We start from the raw sequence: 13,056 nt of genomic DNA, 5'->3' as shown, positions 1-13,056 counted from the left end.
ATACTGTACGGGAAATGAATGATATGCAAAATAGGATCATATGCGTCAAGTGTTCAGCGAATGGGGAGTTGTCGCCGAAACGAAAAGTCCGTCTTACGGTATATGATCCGCACCCGTTGCAACAATATAAGAGGATATCTCATATTGTGTAGGGATACGTTTTTCGACATACGTTCTATCACAATTGGAGATATCTTTTTCGCTTTAACGCGCTATCAGCTCGACAAAAAAAAGACAATCTCCACAGTACACGATATCATGTTTAACAGGAGGTTGTTTTTTTAATGGTAGATAAACAGAAAGTAGAACAGGCAATCCGTCTCCTTCTTGAAGGAATCGGTGAAGACACAGAACGTGAAGGTCTCAAAGATACTCCGGACCGAATTGCACGTATGTGTATGGAAATTTATGGTGGACTGGATGAAGAAGCGGATCATCATCTTGCCAAACAGTTTGAAGTAGAAAATAACGAAATGGTACTGGAAAAAGATATTACTTTCTATTCTATGTGTGAACATCACCTGATGCCTTTTTATGGCAAAGCTCATGTAGCTTATATTCCAAATGGCAAAGTAACCGGTCTCAGTAAACTTGCCCGTACTGTTGATGTCTATGCAAGAAGACCGCAAATTCAGGAACGCCTGACTGTACAGATTGCCGATGCACTGGAACGTGCCCTGAATCCTAAGGGTATCATGGTAATGCTGGAAGCGGAACACACCTGCATGACCATGCGTGGAATCAAAAAACCAGGAAGCAAAACGATTACTACCGTTACCCGCGGTGATTTCAAGACAGACCGTGAACTTCAGAAACAGTTCCTCTCCATGGTAAAAGACTGATGCATACCGATATGACAAGAGTAAATGCTATCTGGCAGCATCCTCTCTATCAGCAAAATCTGAAAGATCTTATACACCTTGAAGCTGACCGTATCTTCTGCCGTCATACACCGGAACATTTTCTGGATGTCGCAAGACTTGCTTACATATTTGCACTGGAACGAGGACTTAACTGCTCCCGTGAACTTATCTACTGCACTGCACTTCTCCATGATATCGGTCGCGTCAGACAGTATATGGATGGTACCCCGCATGACGAAGCCGGTGTACAGATTGCTGAACAGATTTTATCTGATCTTGCTTTTTCTTCTGCAGAAAAAGAGCAGATTCTGACGGCAATCGGGGAACATCGTTCCTCAAAAAATGAAGCTTATTCCCTGAGCCGGATTCTTTATGAAGCAGATAAAAAATCCCGTATGTGTTTTCTCTGTCCTGCAGAAAAAGAATGCTACTGGGATCTTTCAAAAAAAAATATGATGATTCAATATTAAAAGGAGAATCTTAGATCATGAAAATCGGAAATCGTGAATTTGATGTAAAAAACAGAACTTATATTATGGGCATCCTGAACGTGACACCGGATTCTTTTTCTGATGGTGGCAAATGGAATACTATGGACCATGCTCTGATGCATGCAGAAGCTATGATCAAAGACGGTGCTGATATTCTGGATGTCGGCGGTGAATCCACCCGTCCGGGGCATACTCCGGTCAGTGCCGAAGAAGAAGCAGCACGTGTCGTTCCGGTCATCGAAGCACTTCGTAAACGTTTTGATGTACCAATCTCTGTAGATACTTACAAAGGAAGTGTTGCAGATGCAGCTGTCCAGGCAGGTGCCGATCTGGTCAACGATGTCTGGGGGCTCAAATATGATCCGGATATGGCCAGTGTCATCGCCAAACATGATGTAGCCTGCTGTCTTATGCACAACAAAGCCAACACAGAATACAATAACTTTCTCATAGATATGCTTGCTGAGACACAGGAATGTGTCAATATTGCCCGAGGAGCCGGAATCAAAGACGAACGAATCATTCTTGATCCGGGCGTTGGATTCGGCAAAACATATGAAATGAATCTGGAGACCATGAATCATCTGGAACTTTTTCAGCATCTCGGGTTCCCGGTCCTGCTCGGAACCTCCCGTAAGTCCATGATTGGTCTTACTCTGGATCTTCCGGTTGATCAGCGTGTAGAAGGCACCGTTGCCACTTCTGTCATCGGTGTCATGAAAGGCTGTGCTTTTGTCCGCGTACATGATATCAAAGAAAACAAACGTGCTATCCTTATGACTGAAGCAATTCTTGGAAGGAATATAAAATAAATGGATAAGATTGAGATCAAAAACCTGGAGATTTTTGCAAACCATGGAGTTTTTCCGGAGGAAAATATTCTCGGCCAGAAATTTGTTATTTCTGCCACTCTTTACACGGATACCCGAAAAGCAGGTCTGACCGATGAACTGACTGCTTCTATTCATTATGGAGAAGTCAGCCATATGATCACCAAATTCACAAAAGAGCATACTTATAAACTTCTGGAGGCACTTGCAGAAAATCTCTGCCAGATGCTGCTTCAAGAGCTTCCGCTTCTCAAAATGATCACTCTGCGTGTTGAAAAGCCATGGGCTCCGGTCGCTCTCCCACTCGAAACGGTTGCTGTGGAGATCACCCGCGGATGGCATACTGCCTATGTAGCCTTTGGTTCCAACCTTGGGGACAAAAAGAAGTTCCTGGATGATGGCATTCAGGGACTCCGTACTACTCCTTCCTGTGAAGTAGAAGCTGTATCTGAATATTTAGTTACAGAACCTTATGGTGGTGTGGAACAGGATGAATTTCTGAATGGTGTTCTGAAACTCCGTACGCTGCTCACGCCGGAAGAACTTCTGGACCGTCTTCACGAACTGGAGGCAGCCGCAAACAGAGAACGTATCATTCACTGGGGACCGCGTACTCTTGATCTGGATATTCTGTTCTATGATAATGAGATCATAGACACTCCGGATCTTCATATTCCACATATTGATATGGAAAATCGTGATTTTGTCCTGAAGCCAATGGATGAGATTGCTCCTTATTACAGACATCCTGTATTAAACAAGACCATTCATCAGCTTCTTAATGAACTCCTTGCAAAAGATAATCAGTAACTTTTCATTCAAAAAAACTTCTGAGTCCCGGGATCATACTCCCAGGCTCAGAAGTTTTTTTGCTTCTTCAAGACGTTCATAAAATTGCTCATAAAAATCTCTGTTTTCTTCATATGATTTTGTATAAAAACGGCTGAGCACATACATATTCAGATTTTTGATCAGATTCGCATCTTCCGTCTGGTAAAACACTTCCTGTACATCCAGAAGAAACTGATGCCAATCCCATACAAATTTTTCGTATTGTCTGAGGTCCGGTGTGTCGATCCATTTTTTTACCTTGATCTTGGAACGGTTTTTCTTTGCACATTCATGGATCTGAATGATATATTTAAATCCATCTTCCGTATAATATCTTCCCAGTGGAAACAACCGGCAGAATCCAGGACGAATCTCATGTATGGAGCATCTGCCTTCCTTATTCAGGAAAACACATTTTTCTTCTGTTCCACACATTGCCAGATGTGGCAGAACATTGCCATCAGAAATCCCAAGTTCAAGCACACTCCCAATCAGTTCTTCCGGTATTTTCCGGAGACCTCTGCTCAATCGACAGACATCATACGGATCCAGAAGGACAGAATCTCCCATCCCTGTACAGCAGTCATGACAGCCTTTGCATTCCTGACAATCTGCTTTGACCATATCATTCGCATCATATAATCTTCCATCTGAAATTTCTTCCAGTGTCACTTCTCTTCTCATAGATTTTCCTCTTTTTACTTATAGTATTTATGCCCTTGCTATTTCTTATGATACAGGACTATAATAGGGAATGTCAATCTGTTGCTGCCAATAATAACCAACAGCAACACAATAATATAATAAAAAACGGAGGAAACCTAAAAATGCGATCTCTCGCAATCTATCTGAAAAATTACAGGAAAGAAAGCATTCTTGCCCCTTTCTTCAAATTTCTGGAAGTTGTGTTTGATCTGCTTGTCCCGGTAGTCATTGCGCAGATCATTGATGTAGGTATCACTGGAAATGATCGCCCGTATATCATCGAGCGATTTTTTATTCTGGTACTCATGGCAGCTGCCGGACTCGCAGTCAGCATCACCGCCCAGTTTTTTGCAGCTAAGGCCAGTGTAGGATTTGCCACAGAACTGAGACAGGCCGTTTACGACCATGTGCAGAAGCTTTCTTACACAGAACTTGATACTCTTGGAACAGATACTCTGATCACCCGTCTTACAGATGATATCAATCAGGTACAGAACGGTGTAAATATGGGCCTGCGCCTTCTTCTTCGAAGTCCTTTTATTGTATTGGGTTCCATGGTCATGGCCTTTACGATCAACACACGTTGTGCATTGATCTTTGTTGTTGCTATTCCGGTGCTTTTCCTGGTTGTATTTGTGATCATGTACCTGAGTATTCCGCTTTTTGGCAAGGTACAGGCACGTCTGGACGCAGTTACAGGACTAACCCGTGAAAACCTGACCGGTGTACGTGTCATCCGCGCTTTTTGTCGCGAAGAAGAAGCCGTCCGTGAATTTGATGCCAGCAATACTCAGCTTACAAAGCTGAACGAATTTGTCGGAAAGCTGTCTGCTCTTCTAAATCCGGTAACTTATGTACTGATCAATATCGCAACAGTCATTCTGATCAATAATGCAGGACTCCAGGTCAATCTCGGAAATATGCAGCAGGGACAGGTCGTTGCTCTTTATAACTATATGGCTCAGATGATCGTTGAACTCATTAAACTTGCTTCTCTGATCATTACACTAAACAAATCTGCCGCATGTGCAAACCGTGTTGCCGATATTCTCAAAGTAAAATCTTCCATGAATCATCCGGTTTCTACTGCCTCCACTGCAGTTTGCGGCGAAAACGCAGTCGAATTCCATGATGTTACTTTTACTTATGCAGAATCAGGCGCACCCAGCCTTTCCAATATCAGCTTTTCTGTCAAAAGAGGCCAGACTGTTGGAATCATCGGAGGTACCGGAAGCGGTAAATCCACCCTGGTCAACCTGATTGCCCGTTTTTATGATGCGACTAGCGGAACTATACAGATAGACGGGCAAAATATCCAGAACTACAGCCAGCATGACCTTCGTGAAAAGATCGGTGTTGTTCCACAACGCGCTGTACTTTTTAAAGGATCCATCCGCGAAAACATGAAATGGGGACGTGAAAATGCGACAGATGAAGAAATCTGGGATGCACTCACGACCGCACAGGCTCGTGAAATTGTAGAAAACAAAGATGGACAGCTTGATTTCAAATTGGAACAGAATGGACGAAATCTTTCCGGCGGTCAGCGTCAGCGTCTTACTATCGCACGTGCCGTTGTAAAGAAACCGAAATTTCTGATTCTTGACGACAGTGCCAGTGCTCTGGATTTTGCAACAGATGCTGCACTTCGCAGATCTCTCCATCAGCTCAGTGGAAATGTTACCACCTTCCTGGTGTCCCAGCGTGCTGCAAGTATCCGTCAGGCAGATCTGATCCTTGTTCTGGATGACGGTGAGCTTGTTGGAAAAGGCATTCACGATGACCTTATCCGCACCTGCGATACGTACCGCGAAATCTATTTCTCCCAGTTCCCGGAAGAACGTGAAAAATACAATACATCAAATACAGCCGTATCCGTTAATGCTTCGGAGGTGACCTTATGAGCAAACAGAACAAACAGCAAACAAATACGACCAGCATGGAAACCCTCTGGAAAGTACTCCGCTTTATCGGAAAATACCGTTTTCTTCTGGTCCTGAGCATTATTCTGGCAGCTGTATCTGTCATCCTGCAGTTATATGTACCGGTACTTTTCGGTAATGCGATTGACCAGGTAGTTGCCAAACGTGAAGTTAATTTCCGTATGATGTGGTATTATCTCAGCCGGATTCTTGTGATGATCATCGTTTCCAGTGTTGCTACCTGGATCATGAATATCATTAACAACCGTATGACCTTCCGTACGGTACAGGATATCCGTGCAAAAGCGATCCGTCATATTCAGGAACTTCCGCTCTCCTATCTTGACAGCCACAGCACCGGTGATATCATAAGCCGCGTCATTGCTGATACCGATATTCTTTCGGATGGTCTTCTGCTTGGATTCACACAGCTTTTCTCAGGAATCGTTACGATCATCGGAACTCTGCTTTTCATGTTTTCTAAGAATATCTGGATCACTTTGATGGTCATTGTTCTGACTCCGCTCAGTTTCTTTGTTGCAAAATTTATTTCCTCACGTTCCTTCCATATGTTCCGGAAGCAGAGTGATGCACGTGGCCGTCAGACCGCACTTATCGAAGAAATGATTGGAAATCAGAAGATCGTACAGGCCTTCGGATACGAAGATAAATCATCTGGACGTTTTGCCCTGATCAATGAAGAATTAAAAGAATGCAGTCAGAAAGCGGTCTTTTACAGTAGCCTGACCAACCCGTCCACACGTTTTGTCAATAATGTCATTTATGCAGGTGTTGCCCTGGCCGGTGCTTTCATGATTCCTGGCGGCTCCCTAACTGTTGGTGGTCTGTCCGTACTTCTTGCTTATGCAAATCAGTACATGAAACCATTCAATGATATCAGTTCTGTCATCACAGAGCTTCAGAATGCACTTGCATGCGCGGCCAGAATCTTTGCTCTTCTGGAAGAAGAACCGGAAAGTGCTGATTCCAAGGACACCATCACTGATGTCAGAGGTGAAGTCAACATCGATAACGTTTGTTTCCGCTACGTTCCGGACAAAAAACTGATTGAAAATTTCAACCTGCATGCAGAACCAGGCAAGCGTATCGCAATCGTCGGACCAACTGGCTGTGGAAAAACAACCTTTATCAACCTGCTGATGCGATTCTATGATGTGACCAGCGGTACAATCTCGATTGATGGTCACCCGATCAATGAAATTTCCCGTCATTCTCTGCGTAGCAGCTTTGGCATGGTGCTTCAGGACACCTGGATCAAAAACGGCACTGTCCGCGAAAATCTCAACATCGGTAAGCCAGATGCAACCGATGAAGAAATTATCGAAGCGGCCAGACGTTCTCACAGCTGGGAATTTATCCGCCGTCTTCCAAATGGCCTGGACACACGCTTAAAAGAAGACAGTCTGAGCCAGGGTGAAAAACAGCTTCTTTGTATCACCCGTGTCATGCTCTGTCTGCCTCCAATGCTGATACTGGATGAAGCCACTTCCAGTATCGATACCCGAACTGAACTGATGGTTCAGGAAGCTTTTGACCGTCTTATGGAGGGACGTACAAGCTTTATCGTAGCGCATCGTCTTTCTACGATTCGAAATGCAGATGAGATTCTTGTCATGAAAGACGGAAGTATCGTCGAACAGGGATCGCATGATGAACTTATGGCAAAGGGCGGATTCTATCAAAATCTGTACAACAGTCAGTTTGTCAAAGTAGCTGAATAATATTCTCTCAAACATAAAAATCCGTCGAAACAGTTTTATGAATTTTCATACATTCTGTATCGACGGATTTTTTTATTTACAAGTATCTTCTTTTCTGAAAATCAGTTCTGCTTCTGTGCAGCCAGATATTCCTCAGTCAGTGCTACTGCATCACGAATACAATCCGGACAACTGCGAAGTACTTTTCCTGTTTCCATGCCTTTCAGTTCCCTGCAAAGATAAGAACCATTCTGTTCCTGGAACTTCTTTACATATTCTTTTACCTTTCTGTAGGTATCACCTTTTGTCAGTCTGCCTTTTTCCGGTTCTCCGACACTGTTTTCCAGTCCGATGATCATCATCATTCCTGAAAGTGCTCCACATACTTCCATCATTCCCATTCCAAGTCCGAAGCCTTCTGCGATCCGGAACATCTCTTCTTCCGCTACACCAAATTCCTGACAAAACGAACAGGCAACTGCCTGTGCACAGTTATATCCCTTATCATGAAATGCAATTGCCATATCTGCTTTTGTACTCATTTTCTTTCCTCCTGCATACTTTATACTTTCGTTTGTTTTTTATCATAACAGAAATATTACAATATATCTACATTTTTTATAACAACATACTGTTTATTATATTGAATAATATTTTTATAAATGGTATAATTATTTTTAATCATATAGTTAAAGGACATATTCTTATGGGCATAACAAATGTGCTGTACAATCGATCGGAATTTCTTGAAAAAGCTCAGGAATTCCTTGATGCATGCGAATCATCTGGCTGGTGTATCATTTCCATCGACATCGAACGTTTTAAATTATTTAATAACTGGTACGGACAGGAAGCAGGGGATATTCTGCTTCAGAATATCAGTCAGTACCTGCTTCGTGTACAGCAGATGAAAGGATATCTGGCTGGCTATTTCGGTGGAGATCATTTCTTTATGTGTATTCCTGATGACGAGCAACTGATCAATCTGATCTACAAAACAATTCGCAGTTATATTGGCATCCACAGTCAGAACGAGGGGTTTCTTCCAATCATCGGTATCTACCCCATTACAGAGAAGCATCCGGATACAGCGACCATGTGTAACAATGCACAGCTTGCTGCTTCCGAGATCAAGGGAAATTTTAATAAACGGATCTGTTATTTCACAAATGAGATCATTGATCAGCTGGAAAAAGAACAACAGATGCTCCACGACGTAAAAGTCGGTCTGGAAAACAAAGAATTTACTTTCTATCTGCAGCCCAAATGCAACAGTATCACTGGTGCAATCGTCAGTATGGAAGCTCTCTCCCGCTGGATCAGTCCTTCCCGTGGTTTTGTTTCTCCAAGAGAATTTATTCCATTTCTCGAGAATAACGGTATGATCACTGCACTGGATACTTATATCTGGGATGCAGTCTGCCAGACTCTGGCCTATTGGAAAAAAGATCATCTTTATGTTGTTCCTATCTCCATCAATGTCTCTGTAGCTGACATTGAAACGATCAATGTTCCTGAATTTCTTCAGGATCTTATCATAAAATATGGACTGACACCCGAAATGCTCCTTGTGGAGATTACTGAGACTGCATTTTCCGAAAATAATATCATTGTAAGAAAAACGATTGATCAGCTTCATCAGTATGGTTTCTGTATTCTTATGGATGATTTTGGAAGTGGTTACTCTTCTCTTAATATGCTCAAGGATGCCAATGTCGATATTTTGAAACTTGATATGAAATTTATTGAAATGAATCCAGAAAACCGCCAGAAAGGTATTCAGATCATTAATTCTGTTGTTAACATGGCACACAAACTGGAGCTTCCTATTATTGCAGAAGGTGTGGAAACTCCGGAGCAGATTGAGATGCTTCATTCCATGAACTGTGTTTATGCGCAGGGATACTTTTTCTTCAAACCAATGCCAGTCGCAGATGCCGAGGATCTTCTCAGTAATGTTCCTCATGAACACTATAATCATGCCCACAAAGCTGTTTCAGATGATACTACTGTGACAGAACCAAAATCATCCGTAGAACTTCTTCATGAAACAACGGTTACACATTCCATTTTTAAGATCCTTGCGGAAAATTTCCTGCTTCTTGCAAGACTGAATCTCAGCAATGCAGAATACGAAATCCTCAAAAGAGATTATCGGCTTCATGGCAAGGAACTTGAACTGGAGCATAATTTTGAATTATACAATCGTCGTATTCTCAACGAAAACCTGATTCATCCCGACGACGTAGAATTATACCGTTCAAGAATCACACTCTCTTCACTGCAGGACATTTTCTTTGGTGGCCATAAACAACTCACCTATCAGTTCCGCCGTTGTTTGGACAATGATTATATCTCTACGACTATGGAATTTCTCGCCGGCAACAAATGTGATGCACAGAATCCATGGATTGTTGTTATCATTCGCGAAAAAACAGTCTGAGACGACATTATCTGAAAACCTGTCCGATTTTTTGTGCATTTGTCTGTACAATTAGAATTGTATCTTGACAGTCCGCGGTAAAAAGTGCTATTTTAACCTTGAAATTTTAAAAATCATATGACGAGGTGCAAAGACATGCAGGAATTAAAACCTATTAAAGAAGGTAAAGTACGTGAGATCTATGATAACGGAGACAGTTTGATCATGGTAGCAACTGACCGTATCAGCTGTTTTGATGTTATCCTGAACAATGAAGTAACCAAAAAAGGAACTGTACTGACACAGATGTCCAAGTTCTGGTTTGATCTGACCGAGGACATTCTGCCTAACCACATGATTTCTGTTGATGTAAAAGACATGCCTGAATTTTTCCAGCAAGAGAAATATACCGGAAAATCTATGATGTGCCGCAAACTGAACATGCTTCCAATTGAATGTATCGTTCGTGGTTATATTACAGGCAGCGGATGGAAGAGCTATCAGGAAAATGGCACTGTCTGCGGAATCACTCTTCCTGAAGGCTTAAAAGAATCCGACAAGCTTCCTGAGCCTATTTACACCCCGTCAACCAAAGCCGAGATTGGTGATCATGATGAAAATATCTCTTTTGAGCAGAGTATTGACCATCTCGAAAAATATTTCCCTGGCAGAGGACGCGAACTTGCAGAAAAACTTCGCGATAATACGATTGCTCTTTACAAGAAATGCGCTGAATATGCATTAAGTAAAGGCATTATCATTGCAGATACCAAATTTGAATTCGGCCTGGATGAAGACGGTAATATGGTAATCGGTGATGAAATGCTGACACCTGACAGCTCCCGTTTCTGGCCGGCAGAAGGATATGAACCAGGCCATGGACAGCCTTCTTTCGACAAGCAGTTTGCACGTGACTGGCTGACTTCTCATCCTGGAAACGACTGGACACTACCACAGGAAATCGTAGACAAAACTATCGAAAAATATCTGCAGGCATACAAAATGCTTACAGGCAAAGATCTCGACTAATACAACTTAAAGGAGTGAATTTTACGAGTGGATGCAAGTGACACTTACCAGCTAATTATTCTGATCATATTACTGGCGTTATCCGCATTTTTTTCATCAAATGAAACTGCTCTTATGGCAGTCAACAAAATAAGGCTGCGCGCCCTTGCCGATGAAGGCAACAAACGTGCTGCAAAGGTTCTGGACATTGTTGAGAATCATACCCCCAAAATGCTCAGCGCTATTCTGATTGGAAATAACCTTGTTAATATCACCGCCTCCTCTCTTGCCACTTCACTGGCATACAGTTTTGGCGGATACATGGTGAGTATTGCCACAGCTGCCCTTACTGTAGCCATCCTTATATTTGGTGAAATCACACCTAAGAATTATGCTACATTGAATGCAGAAAAAATCACCCTGCGCTACATTCCTATTCTTAGTTTTTTTATGATGATCATGACTCCATTTATTTTTATTATCAATATGGTGTCACGTGTATTCATGAAATTGCTTCGTGTGGATCCGGATGCAGCTAATAAGGCTATGACAGAAGAAGAACTTCGCACGATCGTAGATGTCAGCCATGAAGATGGTGTTATCGAATCTGACGAAAAGAAAATGATCTACAATGTATTCGATCTGGGAGATGCAGATGCCAAAGATATTATGGTTCCAAGAGTCAATGTATCTTTTGCGGATGTTGATTCTACTTATGATGAACTGATTGATATTTTCCGTGAGGATCGTTTTACGCGTCTTCCTGTCTATGAAAATACACAAGACAATATCGTTGGTATCATCAACATGAAGGATCTTCTTTTGTATGATTCAACCAAGCCTTTTAATATCCGTGATTATCTCCGCAAGCCACATTTTACTTATGAATACAAGGATATTTCTGAACTTCTGGTCGAAATGCGTGAATCTACTTTCAACATCGCCATTGTTCTTGATGAATATGGTGAAATGACCGGACTTATCACCCTGGAGGACATTCTCGAAGAAATCGTTGGAGAAATTCATGATGAATACGATGAAAGCGAAAATGAACTGATCAAAAAGCTTTCCGACCGTGAATATATCGTAGAAGGATCCATGAGTCTTGATGACGTAAATGATCATCTCGGCACTCATCTTGATTCTGAAGATTACGATTCTCTGGGTGGTCTCATCATTGAACATCTGGATCGTCTTCCGGTCGCAGGTGACCAGGTTATTACAGATGATCATATCCGCCTGGTAGTTGAGAAGCTGGATAAAAACCGCATTGAAAGTGTACGTGTGATTCTTCCTGAAGCAACTGAGGAAACAGAATCCGGTGATTCTGAGTCTTCAAAAGAAGCATAAAAAAAGAAGTACTGTTTTGATTTCTTCAGAACAGTGCTTCCTTTTTTATTTTATCAGCATTTGTGTTTTATGCTTCTTTGCTTCATACAGTCGTTCATCTGCCCTGGACAATGCATCTTCCGTGGAAAATTTTTTATCCCTGCACATTACAAAAATACCTGCCGATACAGTCACATAATAAGCGTTTTCACGATCTCCATCCATGCTTCCTTCAGCCGCTCCAGTGAATATCCTGCATTGGCAGGACTCGTTGACGGAAGTTTCTGTGCTTTGATTCCATTCACCGGGTAAATGTATTTATCATACAGTTCAAAAGCTTTTCCACCATTTGTATAAATTGCCCGGATATCTGCCGTCGCAAGAATTTCCGACAGATCATTCGGAATCACCTCATGAATACTGGCATCTGAAGAGCCTTCAATCTCACAGCTCTGAATCACATCCCATACAGCAATATGATTCGCCAGAAGCATCTCCTTCTTCTCCTCAATTGTCTGAGGCACTTCATATCCCAGAATCCCGGCAAGTACTTTCCAAAAACGGTTTTGCTTATGACCATAAAAAAATTGCTGTTCTCTCGATTTTACAGATGGAAAACTCCCCAGTATTAGGATACGGGAATTCTTGTCATATATGGGTGCTATTGTGTGTTTTATCATAATAACCTCTTTCTCCGCTCACATTAGAACCATTTTACTGCCATTAGTAAAATGATCTATTCCTCTCGAAGTTCTGCATTCTTATTTTGCCTACATTATAAATATCTGTGTTCTTTTAGTCAATCCGATTATGTCATGTTATATTTTTTACTTCACTTCCTGGTTCCACTCCACACCATTCGTATCTGTCCATGTGTCTTTTCTGATCAGCAGCTGCGCTGGCTTCTGGAAGGTTTGAACCCGGAGCAGCCAAA

Annotated in this window: 13 protein-coding genes and 1 riboswitch; of the genes, 9 read left to right on the top strand and 4 right to left on the bottom strand. The window is 42.1% G+C overall.

Annotated elements, in window-relative coordinates; all coding sequences use genetic code 11:
* The first annotated feature begins 24 nt into the window (after positions 1-24).
* Positions 25-121: riboswitch (THF riboswitch) on the top strand.
* 163 nt (positions 122-284) lie between these two features.
* From folE to folK, 4 genes are read left to right on the top strand one after another with little or no spacing between them, the layout of a single operon-like run.
* The gene (gene folE / locus LI112_RS16880) at positions 285-842 is read left to right on the top strand and encodes a GTP cyclohydrolase I FolE (RefSeq protein ID WP_227191129.1); all 558 of its coding nucleotides are present in this window, start codon (positions 285-287) and stop codon (positions 840-842) included.
* Positions 843-853: 11 nt separating this feature from the next.
* Positions 854-1,333 (top strand): HD domain-containing protein, encoded by a 480-nt coding sequence (locus LI112_RS16875; RefSeq protein ID WP_227191128.1) that lies wholly within the window; start codon positions 854-856, stop codon positions 1,331-1,333.
* A gap of 17 nt (positions 1,334-1,350) precedes the next feature.
* Positions 1,351-2,166, top strand: coding sequence for a dihydropteroate synthase (gene folP / locus LI112_RS16870; RefSeq protein ID WP_227191127.1), 816 nt, complete (start codon positions 1,351-1,353; stop codon positions 2,164-2,166).
* On the top strand, positions 2,167-2,994 hold the full coding sequence (folK, locus tag LI112_RS16865; protein WP_227191126.1) for a 2-amino-4-hydroxy-6-hydroxymethyldihydropteridine diphosphokinase: 828 nt from the start codon (positions 2,167-2,169) through the stop codon (positions 2,992-2,994).
* A 33-nt stretch (positions 2,995-3,027) separates the two neighbouring features.
* Here the strand turns inward: folK and LI112_RS16860 are convergent, their stop codons facing one another.
* Positions 3,028-3,699 (bottom strand): YkgJ family cysteine cluster protein, encoded by a 672-nt coding sequence (locus LI112_RS16860; protein WP_227191125.1) that lies wholly within the window; start codon positions 3,697-3,699, stop codon positions 3,028-3,030.
* A gap of 143 nt (positions 3,700-3,842) precedes the next feature.
* On the opposite strand from LI112_RS16860, the gene LI112_RS16855 reads away from it, so the two are divergent.
* Together LI112_RS16855 and LI112_RS16850 are read left to right on the top strand one after the other, a co-directional pair.
* Entirely contained in the window at positions 3,843-5,624 is a 1,782-nt protein-coding gene (locus tag LI112_RS16855; protein ID WP_227191124.1) for an ABC transporter ATP-binding protein, read from the top strand.
* Positions 5,621-7,384, top strand: a complete 1,764-nt coding sequence (locus tag LI112_RS16850) for an ABC transporter ATP-binding protein (protein ID WP_055065507.1) — start codon at positions 5,621-5,623, stop codon at positions 7,382-7,384. Before LI112_RS16855 ends, LI112_RS16850 begins: the two co-directional genes overlap by 4 nt.
* A 101-nt stretch (positions 7,385-7,485) precedes the next feature.
* On the opposite strand, the gene LI112_RS16845 is transcribed toward LI112_RS16850, so the two are convergent.
* Entirely contained in the window at positions 7,486-7,905 is a 420-nt protein-coding gene (locus LI112_RS16845) for a C-GCAxxG-C-C family protein (RefSeq protein ID WP_227191123.1), read from the bottom strand.
* Positions 7,906-8,069: 164 nt separating this feature from the next.
* Here LI112_RS16845 and LI112_RS16840 point away from each other — a divergent pair, with 164 nt between their 5' ends.
* From LI112_RS16840 to LI112_RS16830, 3 genes are all read left to right on the top strand, one after another.
* Complete coding sequence (locus LI112_RS16840) at positions 8,070-9,806, top strand: bifunctional diguanylate cyclase/phosphodiesterase (RefSeq protein WP_118392865.1); 1,737 nt, start codon at positions 8,070-8,072, stop codon at positions 9,804-9,806.
* A gap of 135 nt (positions 9,807-9,941) precedes the next feature.
* Positions 9,942-10,814, top strand: coding sequence for a phosphoribosylaminoimidazolesuccinocarboxamide synthase (locus LI112_RS16835; RefSeq protein ID WP_022388390.1), 873 nt, complete (start codon positions 9,942-9,944; stop codon positions 10,812-10,814).
* Between the two features lie 27 nt (positions 10,815-10,841).
* Positions 10,842-12,143, top strand: a complete 1,302-nt coding sequence (locus LI112_RS16830) for an HlyC/CorC family transporter (RefSeq protein WP_070100232.1) — start codon at positions 10,842-10,844, stop codon at positions 12,141-12,143.
* Between the two features lie 45 nt (positions 12,144-12,188).
* On the opposite strand, the gene LI112_RS18710 is transcribed toward LI112_RS16830, so the two are convergent.
* Both LI112_RS18710 and LI112_RS16820 read right to left on the bottom strand, forming a co-directional pair.
* Positions 12,189-12,290, bottom strand: a complete 102-nt coding sequence (locus tag LI112_RS18710) for a hypothetical protein (RefSeq protein WP_227191130.1) — start codon at positions 12,288-12,290, stop codon at positions 12,189-12,191.
* A 23-nt stretch (positions 12,291-12,313) separates the two neighbouring features.
* Positions 12,314-12,802, bottom strand: coding sequence for a DNA-deoxyinosine glycosylase (locus LI112_RS16820; RefSeq protein ID WP_005427530.1), 489 nt, complete (start codon positions 12,800-12,802; stop codon positions 12,314-12,316).
* Positions 12,803-13,056: the final 254 nt, after the last annotated feature.

The organism is Blautia sp. 210820-DFI.6.14 (assembly GCF_020558815.1).
In the GTDB taxonomy this organism is placed as follows: Bacteria; Bacillota; Clostridia; order Lachnospirales; family Lachnospiraceae; genus Blautia_A; species Blautia_A obeum.
Note: the sequence above shows the minus strand (reverse complement) of the source record. Positions and strands in the feature narration are given on the sequence as shown.

Coding starts and splice junctions, on each gene's coding strand:
- folE (WP_227191129.1), top strand. CDS start 285: ATGGTAGATAAACAGAAAGTAGAACAGGCAATCCGTCTCCTTCTTGAA.
- LI112_RS16875 (WP_227191128.1), top strand. CDS start 854: ATGACAAGAGTAAATGCTATCTGGCAGCATCCTCTCTATCAGCAAAAT.
- folP (WP_227191127.1), top strand. CDS start 1,351: ATGAAAATCGGAAATCGTGAATTTGATGTAAAAAACAGAACTTATATT.
- folK (WP_227191126.1), top strand. CDS start 2,167: ATGGATAAGATTGAGATCAAAAACCTGGAGATTTTTGCAAACCATGGA.
- LI112_RS16860 (WP_227191125.1), bottom strand. CDS start 3,699: ATGAGAAGAGAAGTGACACTGGAAGAAATTTCAGATGGAAGATTATAT.
- LI112_RS16855 (WP_227191124.1), top strand. CDS start 3,843: ATGCGATCTCTCGCAATCTATCTGAAAAATTACAGGAAAGAAAGCATT.
- LI112_RS16850 (WP_055065507.1), top strand. CDS start 5,621: ATGAGCAAACAGAACAAACAGCAAACAAATACGACCAGCATGGAAACC.
- LI112_RS16845 (WP_227191123.1), bottom strand. CDS start 7,905: ATGAGTACAAAAGCAGATATGGCAATTGCATTTCATGATAAGGGATAT.
- LI112_RS16840 (WP_118392865.1), top strand. CDS start 8,070: ATGGGCATAACAAATGTGCTGTACAATCGATCGGAATTTCTTGAAAAA.
- LI112_RS16835 (WP_022388390.1), top strand. CDS start 9,942: ATGCAGGAATTAAAACCTATTAAAGAAGGTAAAGTACGTGAGATCTAT.
- LI112_RS18710 (WP_227191130.1), bottom strand. CDS start 12,290: ATGTGCAGGGATAAAAAATTTTCCACGGAAGATGCATTGTCCAGGGCA.
- LI112_RS16820 (WP_005427530.1), bottom strand. CDS start 12,802: ATGATAAAACACACAATAGCACCCATATATGACAAGAATTCCCGTATC.